The 16,562-nt window shown below is 35.7% G+C and carries 14 protein-coding genes and 2 tRNA genes; 5 read left to right on the top strand and 11 right to left on the bottom strand.

Features of this window, described 5'->3' with window-relative positions; all coding sequences use genetic code 11:
• Positions 1-9 precede the first annotated feature (9 nt).
• The 3 genes from SCA31_RS16255 to SCA31_RS16245 form a co-directional block, all read right to left on the bottom strand.
• Complete coding sequence (locus tag SCA31_RS16255) at positions 10-588, bottom strand: tRNA-(ms[2]io[6]A)-hydroxylase (protein ID WP_109623311.1); 579 nt, start codon at positions 586-588, stop codon at positions 10-12.
• Between the two features lie 75 nt (positions 589-663).
• On the bottom strand, positions 664-1,752 hold the full coding sequence (locus SCA31_RS16250; protein ID WP_410697989.1) for an acyltransferase family protein: 1,089 nt from the start codon (positions 1,750-1,752) through the stop codon (positions 664-666).
• Between the two features lie 117 nt (positions 1,753-1,869).
• Positions 1,870-2,757 carry a metalloprotease gene (locus SCA31_RS16245; protein ID WP_410697988.1) on the bottom strand — a complete coding sequence of 296 codons (888 nt, stop codon included), beginning with the start codon at positions 2,755-2,757 and terminating at the stop codon, positions 1,870-1,872.
• 184 nt (positions 2,758-2,941) lie between these two features.
• Here SCA31_RS16245 and rplU point away from each other — a divergent pair, with 184 nt between their 5' ends.
• Positions 2,942-3,517 (top strand): 50S ribosomal protein L21, encoded by a 576-nt coding sequence (rplU, locus tag SCA31_RS16240; RefSeq protein ID WP_076357125.1) that lies wholly within the window; start codon positions 2,942-2,944, stop codon positions 3,515-3,517.
• Between the two features lie 12 nt (positions 3,518-3,529).
• The gene (rpmA, locus tag SCA31_RS16235) at positions 3,530-3,787 is read left to right on the top strand and encodes a 50S ribosomal protein L27 (protein ID WP_027372929.1); all 258 of its coding nucleotides are present in this window, start codon (positions 3,530-3,532) and stop codon (positions 3,785-3,787) included.
• A gap of 413 nt (positions 3,788-4,200) precedes the next feature.
• Here the strand turns inward: rpmA and SCA31_RS16230 are convergent, their stop codons facing one another.
• The 5 genes from SCA31_RS16230 to SCA31_RS16210 form a co-directional block, all read right to left on the bottom strand.
• The gene (locus SCA31_RS16230; protein WP_410697987.1) at positions 4,201-6,684 is read right to left on the bottom strand and encodes a DUF5686 family protein; all 2,484 of its coding nucleotides are present in this window, start codon (positions 6,682-6,684) and stop codon (positions 4,201-4,203) included.
• Positions 6,685-7,144: 460 nt separating this feature from the next.
• Positions 7,145-7,218: transfer RNA gene (locus tag SCA31_RS16225), tRNA-Asn, on the bottom strand.
• 601 nt (positions 7,219-7,819) lie between these two features.
• Positions 7,820-7,896 (bottom strand) — tRNA-Asn (locus SCA31_RS16220).
• An 81-nt stretch (positions 7,897-7,977) separates the two neighbouring features.
• Positions 7,978-9,459, bottom strand: coding sequence for an RIP metalloprotease RseP (gene rseP, locus SCA31_RS16215; RefSeq protein ID WP_410697986.1), 1,482 nt, complete (start codon positions 9,457-9,459; stop codon positions 7,978-7,980).
• Between the two features lie 106 nt (positions 9,460-9,565).
• Positions 9,566-10,006, bottom strand: coding sequence for a DUF6646 family protein (locus tag SCA31_RS16210; RefSeq protein ID WP_106918080.1), 441 nt, complete (start codon positions 10,004-10,006; stop codon positions 9,566-9,568).
• 185 nt (positions 10,007-10,191) lie between these two features.
• Between SCA31_RS16210 and SCA31_RS16205 the strand changes: the two genes are divergently transcribed.
• Positions 10,192-10,941: a nitrilase family protein gene (locus SCA31_RS16205; protein ID WP_410697985.1), complete on the top strand. Its 750-nt coding sequence runs from the start codon at positions 10,192-10,194 to the stop codon at positions 10,939-10,941.
• Between the two features lie 54 nt (positions 10,942-10,995).
• Here SCA31_RS16205 and SCA31_RS16200 read toward each other — a convergent pair whose 3' ends face one another.
• The 3 genes from SCA31_RS16200 to SCA31_RS16190 are packed head-to-tail and all read right to left on the bottom strand — an operon-like array spanning position 10,996 to position 13,098.
• Positions 10,996-11,295 carry a thioredoxin family protein gene (locus tag SCA31_RS16200; RefSeq protein WP_410697984.1) on the bottom strand — a complete coding sequence of 100 codons (300 nt, stop codon included), beginning with the start codon at positions 11,293-11,295 and terminating at the stop codon, positions 10,996-10,998.
• A gap of 17 nt (positions 11,296-11,312) precedes the next feature.
• A complete protein-coding gene (locus SCA31_RS16195) occupies positions 11,313-11,684 on the bottom strand; it encodes a rhodanese-like domain-containing protein (RefSeq protein WP_410697983.1) in 372 nt (123 codons plus the stop codon).
• Between the two features lie 4 nt (positions 11,685-11,688).
• The gene (locus SCA31_RS16190) at positions 11,689-13,098 is read right to left on the bottom strand and encodes an MBL fold metallo-hydrolase (protein WP_410697982.1); all 1,410 of its coding nucleotides are present in this window, start codon (positions 13,096-13,098) and stop codon (positions 11,689-11,691) included.
• A gap of 354 nt (positions 13,099-13,452) precedes the next feature.
• Here SCA31_RS16190 and SCA31_RS16185 point away from each other — a divergent pair, with 354 nt between their 5' ends.
• Together SCA31_RS16185 and SCA31_RS16180 are read left to right on the top strand one after the other, a co-directional pair.
• Complete coding sequence (locus SCA31_RS16185) at positions 13,453-14,979, top strand: helicase HerA-like domain-containing protein (RefSeq protein WP_076357116.1); 1,527 nt, start codon at positions 13,453-13,455, stop codon at positions 14,977-14,979.
• A gap of 146 nt (positions 14,980-15,125) precedes the next feature.
• Positions 15,126-16,349: a PolC-type DNA polymerase III gene (locus SCA31_RS16180; RefSeq protein ID WP_410697981.1), complete on the top strand. Its 1,224-nt coding sequence runs from the start codon at positions 15,126-15,128 to the stop codon at positions 16,347-16,349.
• Positions 16,350-16,562 lie beyond the last annotated feature (213 nt).

Genomic DNA, 16,562 nt, shown 5'->3' with positions numbered 1-16,562 from the left:
ATTTATATATTAACCGTGTATAGTTTCTTTATTACCGTAGGATTTAATGATACTGGCTTCATATTCCAGCCATTCTTCCCAACGCTTGTTTACCTTTTCAATATCGCCCAACTGTCTTGCGAAACCAATGAAAGTCGTATAGTGATTAGCTTCTGAGATCATTAATTCTTTATAAAAAATTTTAAGTTCTTCATCCTTAATATTTTCGGTAAGAACTTTGAACCTTTCACAACTTCTTGCTTCAATCATGGCTGCGAAAAGCAGTTTGTCAACAATCAGATCTTCTCTGCTTCCCTGAACAACAAACTTAGCCAGTTCATTGACGTAATCATCTTTTCTGGCTTTTCCGAAAACAAATCCCCTCTTTTTGATAATCTCATGAACCTGGCTGAAATGGTCAAGTTCTTCCTGCGCAATGGCAATAAGTTCTGTGATGATTTCCGGGTGTTCGGGGAGCATATTGATTAAACTGATGGCATTTGTAGTAGCTTTCTGTTCACACCACGCATGATCCGTTAAAATTTCTCCTATGTTTCCTTCTGCAATATTTGCCCACCTGGGATCGGTAGGAAGTTTCAACTTAAACATGTTTTGAATTTTTTGTAAAAATAAAATAAATTGCGATAATAAAGATCATTTTATTTCAATTTGACCGGTAAAATATCAAGAAGCGGTCTTTCTTCTTAGGAATTCCAAAATATTCCATCCCAGACTGTCTACTTTTTTCAATCCTGTAGAAATGATGAATGCCAGAATGATATTAATACCATAAATAAGCACCATCAAAAGCCACCAAGGCATATTTTCCTTTAGTGGGACAACTAGAAAATAAACCAATGAAGAGCTTATTCCCTGTGCAAAATAGAAGAAAATAGCATTTTTACCGATGTAGGTGATAAAGTTTTCTTTCGTGACCTTTAATCTGTTGTATAGAACAAATAGAGTTACCAATGAGAACTGAGCCCAGATGATATAAGGGATTTTGGGTGGAAATTTATTCTTGTTGATCTTGTAGAAAATTTCATTTCCATAGTACCAGAACATCCACGTTAAGGCTATGGCAACAATCGCATATAAAGCAGGAATTACTTTGGTGGGAATTCTTCTTCCACGCATTTTGTTTCCTACTAAAAATACAGCAAGATAGAATGCTACATAACCTACCTGTCCTGCCGGATAGTATTCGGGGAATAAATTGAATAATAAGGTTAAGGCAATACAAAGGCCAATGAACCAGTTAATGTGCCTTGGAAAAAACCTTAGGATTAATACACCAAAAACGGTTAGAATAAAATACACCTTCAGGTACCAAAAGCTTCCCATGACCACCGGAAATGTATCTGCGTTGGTATATTGATGGAGATACCAGTTACCAAGATTTTGCCATTGAGGGATTGCTGATATTTCAGTAGCAGAATATTTTGATCCAAAGGTTGAATAAAAACTCTGTAACCATTCCAGGGAAAAGAAAGTAAGTCCAAAAACCTTAAATAAATAATCTAACAAGAAAAGAAACGTTACAAAGATCATATAGGTGATCTGTAGTTTCAATAATCTGTAAAAGGTTTTCTCAATATTTGCACCTGATGTGATTCCGCTTAATGCATAGAAGAGGGCTACATCAAAAACAAGGGAAAATACCCTTACTTCTGCAGGAATATAAAACTGCCCCGACCAAAAAGCTGTATGGATAAAGATAATGGATAGGGTAGCCAGTCCTTTCGCGAAGTCAATGTAGAGATCTCTGTTCATTATTATGGGATATGGCTCAAAAGTAAATAAACTTCTGTTATTTTTCAAATCAAATAAAAAGAGGCAGAACATGATCGTCTACCTCCTTTCTTAAATATGCTAAAATGAATGTTTCGATTATTGAAGGTGCTTAAATTCTTCTGCAGAAATTTCACCAGACTGAATTTTTCTCAACTCATCTATATACTGACTCATGTAAGCGTCAATTTCAGGATTAACAGTGTTTTTTGCTAATTTATAAGTTCCGTTCAGAACTCCCTGATAATAATAGAAGAAGTTATAGTCAAAATTTGAAGCATTAAGGTCATACTGTCCTAAAAGAAATCCTAAACGAACTGCAGATCTTCTTTGTGCAGGTGTTCCGTGGTGTCCCGGGCTTGATGTTTGGTAATCTCCAATACTTTGTGCGAACTCATAGGCTGCTGCGATCTCAGAGAAGTTGGTTTTGTTGTAGCCGTTTGGTCTTCTTAGATAATATCCTGCAAATCCATCTGCTTCCAATTCATTAGGTCGTGCTGTGTTTTCTGTTACAGACGGAAGTCCAAAGATGTATTGTAGCTGGTGGCCATATTCATGGGCTAGGATCATTGCATTAACGATATCTCCGCCTTTGGCCTTTGCATCATAGTAGATCGCATAGCCATAATAGATCTTTCCTGTAGAATAAGAAATCGCATTATACGTTGAATTGAAATTGGATGGATCATTCACAAATCTCAACGTAGGATTGCTTCTTCCCCATAAGCTTGCAATTTTAGTCATTTGAGAATTCATAAAATTAGTGTCTGTTGAGTTTTGAAGTCCAGTCACTAATACTGAATTGTTACTCCAGTAGTTGTCTACATAGTAACATACTTTTTCAAGTTCACTAGGTTGTTCAACCTTTGCGCTAAGTGTTTCTTGCTGTGGCAGAGCGGTGTCTTCCATTTTGTCATCACTACATGCTGTCAGGAATGATCCAGCAATGGCGCCTGCTAATAAGCAGAGATTAAAGTTTCTTTTCATATAATAATTTAGTTGGTGAAACGAAGTTATAAAATTATCTCTTATGTATGAGCATATTATTATGAAAAATTATTCAAAACATAGTGAATTTGTTTTTTATTTAAAAAACATTGCTTTGATTGTAAGCTATTTAGAAATTTAATTGTATATTTGCACCTCGAAATAACTAAAAATTTTATAAACAATGTTTGCAATTGTAGAAATAGCAGGGCTTCAATACAAAGTTGAGCAAGACCAGAAGTTGTTTGTAAACCGTTTAAAAGGAGATAAAGGAGGAAAAGTTTCTTTCGATAAAGTTCTTCTTACTGTAAACGGAGCAATCACTGTAGGCGCCCCAGCTGTAAGCGGTATCACTGTGGAAGCAGAGATCCTAGACCACGTAAAAGCTGATAAAGTAATCGTTTTCAAAAAGAAAAGAAGAAAAGGTTACAAAGTGAAAAACGGTCACAGACAATCTTTAACTCAAATCGTAATCACTGGTATTACTGGTTTTGAAGGTGGAGCTAAGAAAGCTGCTAAAAAAGAAACTGTGAAAGCAGAGGTTCTTTCTGACCACGCAACTGTTAACTTTGGTGAAGATCACGAGTTGAACTACCACTTAAAGAAAAACAACTTGTCTCAGTCTAAAGAGAACAGAGAAACTTTGATTACTTTAGGTAAAGCAGTTAAAGTTGAATTAGAAAAGAATATTCTTACTCATGAAGAAGTAGATGCTGCTATCATTAAGAATATCGATCAATTTAAAGCACTTAATAAATAATCCAGTAATAAAATGGCACACAAGAAAGGAGTCGGTAGTTCCAAGAACGGTAGAGAGTCTCACTCTAAAAGATTAGGTGTGAAGATTTTCGGAGGACAAGCAGCTATTGCCGGAAATATTATTGTTAGACAAAGAGGTACTCAACATCACCCAGGTGATAACGTTGGTATCGGTAAAGACCACACTTTGTTTGCATTAGTAGATGGTAAAGTAGTTTTCAGAAAGAAAGCAAACAACAGATCTTTCGTATCTGTAGAACCAAACGCATAATTTTAAGCGTTTTATAAAGATTAAAGCCTCGGTAAATACCGAGGCTTTTTTTGTTTTCAATAGAAAGACAACCCATTTTTCATTCATTAGTGAAAAATGTATATATTTGTTAACTATCAAATAAAAAATCACCAAAAAAACAGTTGAAATCAATTAAAGCAGGAAAATGATTATAGATGTCCTGACTTTCTGCAACGACATGTATAGAATGATGTTGATTGACCGCATGGCAGCAGCAACACTGCTTAAATGCTGTTGTTGATCCTATGCCTTGTAATTGTTAAGATTTATAATATTTTCCAACGATTAGTATAATATCCGAAAGTTCTAATATTAGGATAGGTGTTGGTTGAGATTAGAAAATAGAATGGGCGGCTTCAAAGAAGCCGCCCATTATCATATCTTATATTTATTTAGAATCCTACTTGAATTCCAGCTTTAACACCAAACTTTGAAATGTCAGGTCTGTCCAGATAATTACCTCGCCAGTTGAAATCCACCCTAAATAATCTAAGATTACCAATACCTATGTTTTCGATTCCGAATCCATATTCATAGTAGATATGCTCGTTAGGAGCGGAATACTTAAATCCTTCTACATTGATGGCCTTAGAGGCGTCACTTAATGTTCCATATGCCGCTCTGATAAAGGCAACTTCTCTAAACTTTAATTTTTTTATCAATGGGATATAAGAAAGTATCTTACCATTAAAATGATGCTCTAAATGAAGTGTAGTATAGGCATCCGTTACAAACTCATAATAGTTAAGCTGAGAGAATGAATTTGGAACTAAGCCATAGGAAAGGTTTGCCGGAATGATATTCTGTAACGCCAGAGGAACTGTATTAAAGTTCTTTCCAGCTTCAAAGTTTACAACTGTCTTACCAATGGTTCCAATTAAGAATGGCTTAGAGAACATAAACTGAAGCTTGTTGTAGTTGAAGTCTGCGTTGAAAAGCCCCTCAATACCTCTGGTATATCTTAAAACAATCGTAGGGGCCAAATTTCGGGCTTGGTATCTGTCTATACCAGTTTGAGAGAATTTTGCTCCCGGTTTTGCTATTAAGCTTATGGTAACATGCGAATCATTAACTGTTTTTCTCAATTGACCATCCTGATAATACATAAGGTTGAATTTCTCGGGGATAGCAGATTTAATACTCTGCATCACTCCATCTACCCTTATCTGGATGTTCTTCCAAGGTTCAATGGCAGCAAAAACACTAGTTTGATTTACAGAACTTAAAGAAATGTTTTCTCCTCTTGCAAAAAATGTACTTGAAGATAGAGAGCGGGATGCAACCCCATCACCTGAAGTAAGCTGCCCTCCAAGCTGAACAATATCCCTACTTGTTCCGGCACCAATCATAAATCTGTTGAGCCTATTGAACATATATCTTGCTTCAACACCATATTTTACCTGCTGATCCTTAAATCCATAAGCGGTATAAAACTGAACTCTCCAAGGGTCATTTAAGCCAAAATAGGTTCTTGCTCCTAATCTTATTCTGTCTCCTTCTACATCGTTTCTTCCATATATTGAGAATATAGGGCCAATATCTATACCTTTAAAGGCGTTATAGTAACGTGAACCAAGGGTTTCAAACAGTTTTACCATTCTATTGAATTTAGGGGTCTGTTGTAGCTGATCCAGCATTTGATAAACTCCTTGTTCTGATTTGGATAAGGTGTCAGGTCTTGCCTTAGTCCAATAAGCATCGTCTTTATCAGTAAACTTATCCTCGTATTCCTCTTCTTTTCTTTTAAAGACACTTGGGTCCAGAGGTTTGTTGAATTCATAATTAGAATAATCAACAGATCTCTTGGCTATAATGCTTTTAGATCCTTTCTTTTTCGAAAAAGGACTTATTTCAAACTCGGTAACGAGTTTTTTAGGCAAGAATGTTGTCTCATCAGGGTTATCATATTCCAATTGAGTATAAACACTATTAATAAAGTTAACATTGATTTTTTGTGTTGACTTTAAGGTGGCCCCTATAACAGCATAGGTATCTGTGTCTATATAAAGGTTCCCCTGGAATGCCAGTACATCTTTTCTTTTGGGTTGGTATCTTATCTGAAAGGCTTTTTCTCCTCGAATAGAAATAGTATCTACTAAATTATAATCATAAGTTCCAAACCCATCAGTTCCTGCGGGACTTTGAAACCCTATATCAAAGTAATTTAGGGTGTTGTCGTAAATATTGATATCCCGATACAGGTTCTTGGCTGAAACAGTAATTACTTGGTTATCCTGAAAACCTGAAGTTTTTTGAGCAATCAGAGTTCTTTTGCTGTCTGTACTCGGTTTGTTTTTACCATAGTTTTCATAAACGGCTTCATTTAAGAAGATCGGGAGTCCAAGTCTTCCGCTTGCGGTAGAATCTGCATAACTGAATATGAAGTCAAGCTTATTAAAGATCTTTTTCTTCATAAACGCACTGTCTATGTTGTTGAGGTCATATTGAATCTTCTCGTATTCTTTGTACGAATACGTGTCAAATTTTTCTAGCCCGTTATTCCTTTTCTGTGCCCATACTTTTTGCATGATGGCATACGCAGGATTTTCCTTTTTGTTTTTGTATTTGGTCTTCCCTGCCTGAATAACTACCTCCTGAATACTGCTTACCTTAGCCTGAGACAGTTGAACGAAAATATTCTCTGCATTTTCAGGGGTAATCTCTAGGGTCTCCGCAGTATAGTTTTTTCTGGAAAACTTTAGTTTGTGAATAAGGCTGTCAGACTGAACAGTAAAGCTTCCAGAGGTTGTAGTAAGGGTAGGGGTTTTGTCATCGTTGATGAAAATATCAACTTTGCTGAGTTCTTTATTATTTTTTTCATCAACTATTTTACCGCTGGCCTTGTTTTGGGCACATACGAAACTGGTAAGAGTCAAGAAAAAAAATAAAAAATAGTGTTTTTTGGAGTTATTGTTTAACATCATTCGTTTCTTCAGGCAATTAGCACAAACAAAAAGTATGCAGTTTTTTAAAAAATATATAAAAAAGTAAAATATTTTTACTGTTCTACATAAAACAGCAAATTTAATGAAAATAGTACTATGGTATGCTAAAAAATTCAGGGTAAATATTTAGGCTTAAATTCTAAAGAATCAGGGATTTAATAAAGAAGCGAAAAGTCATTATATTGATGAAATATTTTGCTCATAAAATACTGTTTTTACAGTAAAATGAAATAGAGAATCGATAAGCATCTCTATCAAAAAATGTATTATTTCAAATATGTAGGGTTCAGATAGAACTGATTGTTTTCTAACAGATAATATTTTAATGGAAGCAGGGAATACATCAGCAGCTTTAAAATGAAAAAGACTTACATTTCTGTAAGTCTTTTTGCTCCTCCTGCTGGGCTCGAACCAGCGACCCTCTGATTAACAGTCAGATGCTCTAACCAACTGAGCTAAGGAGGAATGTCCTTTGTTTTAAGTGGTGCAAATATAATATGAATATCCGTACCAAGCAAGTTTTTGCCTCTTAATATTTAATGAAAATTGCTATCGATTTATTTTTCAATAAATTAAAATTACATAAATTTTCATAATGATTAAAAGGTAGGATGGGAAAATCACTTTTTTATCCTTTTGAGAAGCTTTTTTTGAGCATTCTCTCCTCTTGTGACAAGGGTTTTCTAACTAAATAAAATAGAATTGCTCGACTTCTTAATGGATATAATATAATTAAAATCCTGCGATATGTTTGTTGGCTTAAATTTATTCGGGTGATTTATGGGGCCTGTGTTTCTGAGACGAGGGTCTTTAATAATCCATCTTAACTTTTCATATCATTAAACAAAATAATAGCACTCATTGGGCCGTCAATTTTGATTCAGAATCCCGCATTTCGTTGTGCTATTGTATACGGGAAATTTACTGCTATTGTCGTTATGGTAGGGGGTAAATGTTTCTTCTTAGAAAAAGAGCAAAATAAATGACCCGCTTGCGATTTAATGCAAAAAAGAGAGGCTGTAGAGTGTGTGCATAAAAAAAGACCTACATTTCTGTAAGTCTTTTTTGGCTCCTCCTGCTGGGCTCGAACCAGCGACCCTCTGATTAACAGTCAGATGCTCTAACCAACTGAGCTAAGGAGGAATGTCCTTTGTTTTAAGTGGTGCAAATATAGGACGAATATTTATACCCTACAAATATTTTTAAGAAAAATTTTCAAAAAAATTATAAAGTTCCTGAAAGCCACTTAAATATATCGCTTCCGAAGATCAGTAACATTAAACCTAATAGGAAAAGTACCCCAACCATTTGAGCATTTTCCAATACTTTTTGAGGGACAGGTTTTCCTACAATCATCTCATACAGCGTAAATAAAACGTGCCCACCATCAAGTCCTGGAATTGGAATAAGATTTAGGAATGCCAACCATACGGAGAACATTGCCGTAAAGCCCCAGAACGCCGTCCAGTCAATTGAAACATGACCTGCAGCATCTTTATTTACAGGCATATTCTTTACGATGGCAATAGGCCCACCTACTTTTTTGTATCCCTGAACTTTCTTGTTGAAAATTAATTTAAACTGCTTAATCTGATAGGTTAAACTCTCAATAGTAAGGGTAAATCCTCTCTTAATAGAGCTAAAGAAACCATAGTCACTATGAACCATGTATTTTTGAATTTCCTTAAAAGAAAGAATTCCGATGGTTCCCTCTTTGGAAACAGGAATCTTTAGGTCTTCAATCTGGTTGTTTCTTGATACTTTAAAGTCAACTACTTTCCCAGCATTAGGAACTACCAAAGGCTTCAGTTCGTCATAATAACTAATAGGCGTTCCGTTGATAGCTAGTATTTTATCACCAACCTCTAATCCTGCGTCAAGAGTTGACTTTGTAACAATAGTATCAACAATTGGAGTCATTCTTGGTGTTAAGAATGATCTTGGTTCAGGATCATGAAATGCCATTACCTTTCCATCATCATTGGTAGGGAAAGTAACTTCTTTTCCGTTTCTTGAAACCGTAATTTCGTCACTTAATAAAACGTCTAATGCTAGTTTCTTAAAGTCCTTTTGAACTTTTCCGTCAACTTTTAGTATTTTGTCTCCATCCTGGAAGCCCATTTTCTTAGCGGCTTCAGTATAATGAAGTGGAGTTGTTATTTTATCTGCTTCAAAGATGGTTTCTCCATTCTTGCCAACTAATGCAGAGAAGATTAACCATGCAAGGAAAAAGTTTACCGTAACACCACCCAACATGATGATTAGTCTTTGCCAAGCGGGCTTAGATCTGAATTCCCATGATTCAGCCGGTTTTTTCATTTGAGCAATATCCATGCTTTCATCTACCATTCCGGCAATTTTCACATAACCTCCGAAAGGAAGCCATCCAATTCCGTATTTGGTTTGTTCAGGATACTTTCTCCAGTCAGTATCTGGAAGTTTAGATATATCGATAGGAACTTCTTCCTTCTTTCCGTTTACCTCTGTGACTTCAGTATCCGGAAGGTTTTGAGAGAAGAATTTATACTTCCACTTTCCGTTGATTTTCTTCATTGAGAAAATTGAAAAATAAGGATCAAAGAAGAGGAAGAATTTTTCGGCTCTTGTTTTAAACCATATGGCCGGTAAGAAGTGCCCAAGCTCATGAAGAACTACCAGTATAGAGATACTCAGAATGAACTGAAAGAGTTTGATTGCTATTTCCATTAATAGATTTTAGATTTTAATTTGCAAAGGTAACAATTATCAAAACTATGCCAAACAAAAAAGCCCCCCGAAACGAGAAGCTTTGTCATATTTAAGGACTATTTGATTATAAATTGAATGAAACGCCGAGACTTCCATTGTTTCCTACCTCTGCAAATACACCAATTCTTTCCGTAAAGAAGTAGCGCGCACCAATATGGGCGCCTATTCCAAAATCTTTACCAACCACTCCTACGTCAACACCGGGGTAGATATCCAATTTAGCCGGTAAGCTTAGAGCTTCTTGAAGATGAAAGTTTAGCCTTCCAAAAACAAACACACGATTGTCCTTATCATTGTTTTTATAATTGCTAAAATAACCGTTAAGACCGGCTCCTACTGATATAAGTTTATTAAGCCCGTAGTCGTAGGTCCCCGTTATACCGGTTCCATACCCCCATGCACTTAAACCCAACTGAACCTTTTGATCTCCTTTTCCTGTCCATGCCTGAGCATTAGCTGTGGCCCCGAAAAAGAATATCATCATCATAAAAACCAATTTCTTCATAAATTTTTTAATGTTTAATGATATTAATAAAAAATAGCTGTATCAAAAATGAAACCGAAAGATATTGAATACTATGAAAATAGCAGACTTTAATAAATATTAAGAAATAGGATTCCTCTTTCCATGGTAATTATAAAAGCTGTATTTTTATAAAGGAGATATTGAAATAATTTAAAAATAAAGAAATGAAGATTGTAGCACTCAATTTGGATATTGTATGGAAAAATAAAGCTGAAAATTTTAAAATAATAGAGAAAGAACTTCAAAGCCTTGAAGCCGATCTGTTTCTTCTTCCTGAAATGTTTTCAACAGGTTTCTGCATGGATGCGGCAGAAGTCTCTGACAGAAATGAAGAATCCCTGGATTTTTTAAAAAAAATGTCAAAAGAGAAAAATGCTGCATTCTGTGGAAGTGCTCCGGTGGAGGAAAATGGTAATTTCTATAATAGGATGTACTTTGTAAAACCGGATGGTGAAGTATCTTTTTATGATAAAAGACATTTGTTTTCCTTTTCTGGTGAAGATAAAGTATATACTCCTGGTAAAAAGAGAAAAATCGTTGAATATAATGGCGTAAGATTCTTGCTTCAGATCTGCTATGATCTTCGATTTCCGGTGTTTGCAAGAAATAATGATGATTATGATGCTATTTTATATGTTGCAAACTGGCCTGAGAAAAGAGTAGGGGCATGGGAACACCTTTTAAAAGCAAGGGCTATTGAAAACCTGTCTTTTGTATTTGGCTTAAACAGGATAGGAACTGATGGAAATAGTCTGTTGTATCAGGAAAGTTCTCATTGTTTCTTTGCTGATGGAAAAGAAATCTCACATAAAAACGGAAATATTGTTTCAGCAGAACTGGATATGAATGAACTGAAAGATTTTAGAACGCACTTTCAGTTTTTAAATGATCGGGATAGTTTTTCAATCCACTGATAAAATTACTAAAATAAGGCTGGGTTTTACGAAAACCCAGCCTTATTTTTAATCTTAAGTATATTGTTGTAGAAGTTGAGTCAATGTATTGACATCATGCACACCGCTTTCTTTCCAAAGAAGTTCTCCATCTTTAAAGATTGCTAAAGTTGGAACTCCTCGAACTCCATATTGTGCTGCCAGAGCAGGGTATTGGTCTACATCTACCTTTATAATTCTAGCTCCCTCACCAATATTTTCCTTTACAGTATTTAAAACTGACGATTGAACCTTACAAGGTTGGCACCATGTGGCAAAAAAGTCAATAAGTACAGGCCTATCGGAATTGATGATTTCCTGAAATTTTTGTGACATAATCTTGGGTTATTAATTTACTTTTTATCAGCTTGATCCTGGATACCTTTTACATTCTTCCAACTCGTTCCATCATAGGCTTCCACTCCATTTTTCTTTAAAATTTCCATCGCCTGATCTGCCTGTACTCCCTTATTACAGAAAACAACAACTTTTTTACCTTTAAGAGTTTCAATGTTGTTCTGAATTTCAGCTAAAGGAATATTGATGGCATTCTTCGCCGTTCCCGCAGCATATTGTTCTGGAATTCTCACGTCTACCAATGTTACCTCTGAACTGGTTACCACTTCCTTGATGTTAGCTTTGGAAACTCCTGCTGTGTGAGCTGTTTTACAAGCGCTTAGCATTAAAATAGATGTCAGAGCAAATCCAAAAAAATTAATCTTCATAAGGCTAAGATGTTTTGGATTGACATACAAAATCCGTAGTGGGAAGTTTTTCAGTTTTTTTGATCCCATTAAAACCACCTTCAATTTCAGTAAAGTTTCTGATTCCGTGTGAATTAAGGATGCTTGCAGCAATCATGCTTCTATATCCTCCAGCACAGTGAAGAAAGAAATGTTCAGAACTATCAAGATTACGAGCCCAGTCGCTTATCGAGTCCAAAGGTTTGTTGTACGCGTTATCGATATGTTCGGCAGAATATTCTGTCAGTTTTCTTACATCAATTACTGTTGAAGCTGCTGTAAACTGCTCTGCAAACTCAGCAGGAGAAATTCTTTTTACTTCATCTATTTCCTTGCCTGCATTTTTCCATGCTTCAAAACCTCCTTTCAGATATCCAACCACATTATCAAAGCCTACTCTGCTTAATCTGATAATCACTTCCTCTTCAGTACCCTCATCTGTGATCAGTAATAGAGGATGCTTTACATCCACAATCAGAGTTCCTACCCAAGGGGCAAAATCACCTTTTAATCCAATATTAATGGCATTGGGAACAAAACCTTTATGAAATTCTGCAGCACCTCTAGTGTCCAGAATTAAGGCTCCGGTTTCTTCTGCCAATGCCTCGAAATCTTTAGGAGAAACAGGTTGTAATCCTTTATTCATGACTACATCCAGACTTTCGTAACCGTTTTTGTTCATGGCCACATTCATTCCGAAGTATTTAGGAGGAGCAGTTAATCCGTCAAGTACTTCCTTAACGAAAGATTCTTTATCAGGTTGGTTAAGTGCGTAATTTGTTCTTTTTTGATTTCCTAAAATATCTACTGTTTCCTTTTGCATATTTTTTCCACATGCAGAACCTGCACCATGGGCAGGATAAACGGTAATGCTGTCATCCAGTGGCATGATTTTGCTCTGAAGACTATCATAAAGAATGCCTGCAAGATCTTCCTGAGTAAGGTTTGTAGCCTTTTGAGCAAGATCTGGTCTTCCCACATCCCCTAAAAATAAGGTGTCTCCTGTGAAAATTGCAGTTTCGATACCGTTTTCGTCAATTAATAGATAGGTGCTGCTTTCCATGGTGTGACCAGGAGTGTGCAATACTTTGATTTTTATTTTTCCAATCTCAAAAACCTGATGGTCTTCTGCAATAATGGCCTCAAATTCAGGTGCTGCAGTGGGGCCATACACAATAGGAGCTCCGGTTTTCTTACTCAGATCCAAATGTCCCGATACAAAATCTGCATGGAAATGAGTTTCAAAAATATATTTTAAAGTAACATTGTCCTTTTCCAGACGATCCAGGTAGGGTTTTACCTCTCTTAGCGGATCGATAATGACAGCTTCATTTTCTGATACAATATAATAGGCACCCTGAGCCAGACAGCCCGTATATATTTGTTCAATTTTCATTGGGTATTTTTTTAATAGTTAAAGATACAAAGTATTAGATAAATTCTAAATGAAATGTTAAATCCCATTGATAGTTTCTTTCAATACCAAGTTAAACGATTGTTTAAAGTTGTCTGTTTTTCAGCAAAAAGAATGCCTTATATAAGGTTAATGTGTAAATGCTGTTTTTTATCATGTTTGATTTATAAAATAACTATGTGATCCGGATAATTTATATTTTTTTTCGTCGTGGTTTGAAATTTGCTTAAATTGAGGCAAAGCTGTTTCCCTAGGCGGTTAATGGAAGTTTGGTGGGAAATATCATTAAATATTTTATAAAAACTTTTATATTTATAAGTTTAAAAAAGTGATCAAATGGCAGACAAAGCACAATTTATTGAAGAATTAAATACTAAATACACTCCCAAGGGAGAGCATATTATATTAGGAAAAGGAATGCTGGATGGTGAAGTCGTTTCTGAAGTGAATGTAACCATTCCTTTGAAAACAATCAACCGCCATGGTCTTATTGCCGGAGCAACCGGAACTGGTAAGACCAAAACATTGCAAGTATTTGCAGAGCAGCTTTCTCATGCAGGAATCCCATCTTTGGTATTGGATATCAAAGGAGATTTCTCCGGAATTGCAGAAGCCGGCCAGATGAATTCTATTATTGAGGAGAGATATGCGAAAACCCAGCTTCCTTACACTCCACAGGGGTTTCCTGTAGAATTGATGAGCATTTCAGGAGGAAAAGGAGTGAAGCTAAGAGCAACAGTAACAGAATTTGGACCCGTTTTATTAAGTAAGATCCTTGAACTTAATGACACTCAGCAAAGTATCATGTCTATTGTTTTCAAGTATTGTGATGATAAAGGACTGCCATTGATTGACCTGAATGATCTGAAGAAAGTATTGCAATATGTAACAGATAATGCTCAGGGAAAAGCTGAACTTGCAGCCAATTACGGTTCAATAGCACCGGCTTCTTTAGGTGCAATTTTAAGATCTATTGTTGCTTTGGAGCAGCAAGGAGCCGCAGATTTCTTCGGAGAATTAAGCTTTGATGTTCAGGACCTACTGGAAACCAGAGATGGAAAAGGAGTAGTGAATATATTAAGGGTTGCTGATATACAGAATAAGCCACAATTATTTTCCACATTTATGCTTTCACTTTTTGCGGAAATTTATATGACATTCCCTGAAGAGGGTGATAGCGGAAAGCCAAAATTAGTGTTATTTATAGATGAAGCTCACTTACTTTTTGATGAAGCATCAAAGGCTCTTCTTTCGCAGATTGAAACCATGGTAAAGCTGATTCGTTCCAAAGGAGTGGGGATCTATTTTATTACACAGATTCCGGGTGATGTCCCAGAAAATGTGCTTTCTCAGTTAGGTTTGAAGATTCAGCACGCCCTTAGAGGGTTTACCGCAAAAGATAAAAAAGAAATTTCCAAGGCAGTAGAGAACTATCCTATTACGGAGTACTACAATGCCTCCAGCCTTATTCAGAATCTGGGAATTGGAGAAGCTTTTGTAACCGCTTTGGATGAAAAGGGGATTCCAACACCTTTGGTTCACACCTATCTTATCTCACCGGAATCCAGAATGGATGTCCTTAGTGAGGCTGAGATTTCAGAACTGACTGCACAGTCGGCCTTGGTAGCTAAGTATGAAGAGCCAATAGATAGAGAGTCAGCTTATGAAATATTAACCAACAGAATGGAACAGGCTGCCCAAAATCCAACATCTACTCAAAGAACAAGACCCGTAAAAGAAGAGCCGGGAATGTTTGAACAGGTATTACAGAGCTCAGCAGGAAGAACTTTTACAAATACCTTAATGCGTGAAGGGGCAAAAGCAATTCTTGGAATGTTTGGCTTGGGAGGCAGAAGAAGATAGTTCTGACGTATAATCTATGATGACCTGCTATGATTTGATATATTTTTTGTTATTTTAGCAGGTTATCTTCACCTATGAGAAAATATTGTCAGGGTAAAGAAATTAGCATTTTAATAAATTAGAAATAGCAGTTAAAGGGAAAAACAATGTATTCGATTATAGATATAGAAAGTAATGGTGCAGGTTATAGACATGAATGCATTATAGATATTGCCATCTACAGATACGATGGTCAGAAAATTACTGACCAGTTTATATCCCTTGTCAATCCTGAGGGTGATATTACTCCCTTTGTACAGAAACTGACCAATATTACCCCTAAAATGGTAAAAACGGCCCCAAAGTTTCACGAAATAGCAAAAAGAGTAATCGAAATCACGGAAAATACAACCCTTGTAGGACATAACATCGATTTTGATTACAGGATGCTTCGGCAATCGTTCAATCGATTGGGTTATGATTTTAAAATCAATACTTTAGATACAATTCCATTGGCGAAAAAGCTGATACCTGATGAAGTAAGCTACTCATTGGGAAAGCTTGTAAAATCATTGGGGATTCCATTGACTAATCACCACCGTGCTGATGGAGATGCCAGAGCGACTCTGGAATTGTTTAAGCTTTTGATATCGAAAGACATCGAAAACGAAATTATTCAGAAGCAGCATGATGAAACCAATGCCAAAACATACATCAATAAGATTAAACAACTGACACAGGATCTTCCTAACGATAAAGGTTTTGTCTATTTCCAGGATGAGGCGGGAAGAATTATCTTCTCTGATTATGCACAGGATATCAATAAATTTTCAAAAAAGGTTTTCAATTCCAAATCAAAAAAATGGGAACAGATCCAGAAAAGTGTAGAACAAATCAATTTTGAGCTTACCGGAACGGATATTATTGCAAAACTGATTCTTAATTCCAAGAATATTAAGAAAAAAGAAGTTTTACCTTTTGGTCTGTATTTTAGAAACAATAAATATGTTGTTGAGAAGAATATACTCAATAAAACGGAAAAGCCTATTCTCAAATTCAGGTCATTTACTCAGGGAACAAAAGCCGTTCAGTTTATGGATGCCATAGAAGAATATAATGATGTAGCTGTATTAAAGCAAAAAATAGAATTTAGAAAAAGAAATGAACTCTGGCTGGGTACAGGAAGAAAACTAGGAGAAAAATTATTTTTAATTATTGAAAACGGAAAGGTGATGTCCTTTGGTTTTTATGATTTATTTACGCAGATTCAGACACTAAGTAAACTTGCTAAACTGAAAATTGATCTCCCTTTGTCTTCTGCTGATTTGAACAATGAATTGCAGCTAGCACTTCTCCGTGGAGATTTTGAGACCTTACCGTTACCAAAATAATAGAGAAATTTATACTTTACAAGTTTTTATTAGAAAGAAGGTGCTTTTCAAATCATTTTTCTTAAAATAAAAAATAAATAGTATTTTTGCACAAATAAAAATAAAGCAATGCAAAATTTTAAACAAATAAAAACTGGAAAAAAGGGAGCTGTAAAGTTCTCTAAGGTTTGGAATATTTAAAAGACTTGTCTTGCATAAAAATAATTAATGTGG

Source organism: Chryseobacterium sp. SIMBA_028, assembly GCF_046535285.1.
Lineage (GTDB): Bacteria > Bacteroidota > Bacteroidia > Flavobacteriales > Weeksellaceae > Chryseobacterium.
The sequence above is the reverse complement of the archived record's forward strand: the minus strand, read 5'-3'. Positions and strand labels throughout refer to the sequence as shown.

Coding starts and splice junctions, on each gene's coding strand:
- SCA31_RS16255 (WP_109623311.1), bottom strand. CDS start 588: ATGTTTAAGTTGAAACTTCCTACCGATCCCAGGTGGGCAAATATTGCA.
- SCA31_RS16250 (WP_410697989.1), bottom strand. CDS start 1,752: ATGAACAGAGATCTCTACATTGACTTCGCGAAAGGACTGGCTACCCTA.
- SCA31_RS16245 (WP_410697988.1), bottom strand. CDS start 2,757: ATGAAAAGAAACTTTAATCTCTGCTTATTAGCAGGCGCCATTGCTGGA.
- rplU (WP_076357125.1), top strand. CDS start 2,942: ATGTTTGCAATTGTAGAAATAGCAGGGCTTCAATACAAAGTTGAGCAA.
- rpmA (WP_027372929.1), top strand. CDS start 3,530: ATGGCACACAAGAAAGGAGTCGGTAGTTCCAAGAACGGTAGAGAGTCT.
- rseP (WP_410697986.1), bottom strand. CDS start 9,459: ATGGAAATAGCAATCAAACTCTTTCAGTTCATTCTGAGTATCTCTATA.
- SCA31_RS16210 (WP_106918080.1), bottom strand. CDS start 10,006: ATGAAGAAATTGGTTTTTATGATGATGATATTCTTTTTCGGGGCCACA.
- SCA31_RS16205 (WP_410697985.1), top strand. CDS start 10,192: ATGAAGATTGTAGCACTCAATTTGGATATTGTATGGAAAAATAAAGCT.
- SCA31_RS16200 (WP_410697984.1), bottom strand. CDS start 11,295: ATGTCACAAAAATTTCAGGAAATCATCAATTCCGATAGGCCTGTACTT.
- SCA31_RS16195 (WP_410697983.1), bottom strand. CDS start 11,684: ATGAAGATTAATTTTTTTGGATTTGCTCTGACATCTATTTTAATGCTA.
- SCA31_RS16190 (WP_410697982.1), bottom strand. CDS start 13,098: ATGAAAATTGAACAAATATATACGGGCTGTCTGGCTCAGGGTGCCTAT.
- SCA31_RS16185 (WP_076357116.1), top strand. CDS start 13,453: ATGGCAGACAAAGCACAATTTATTGAAGAATTAAATACTAAATACACT.
- SCA31_RS16180 (WP_410697981.1), top strand. CDS start 15,126: ATGTATTCGATTATAGATATAGAAAGTAATGGTGCAGGTTATAGACAT.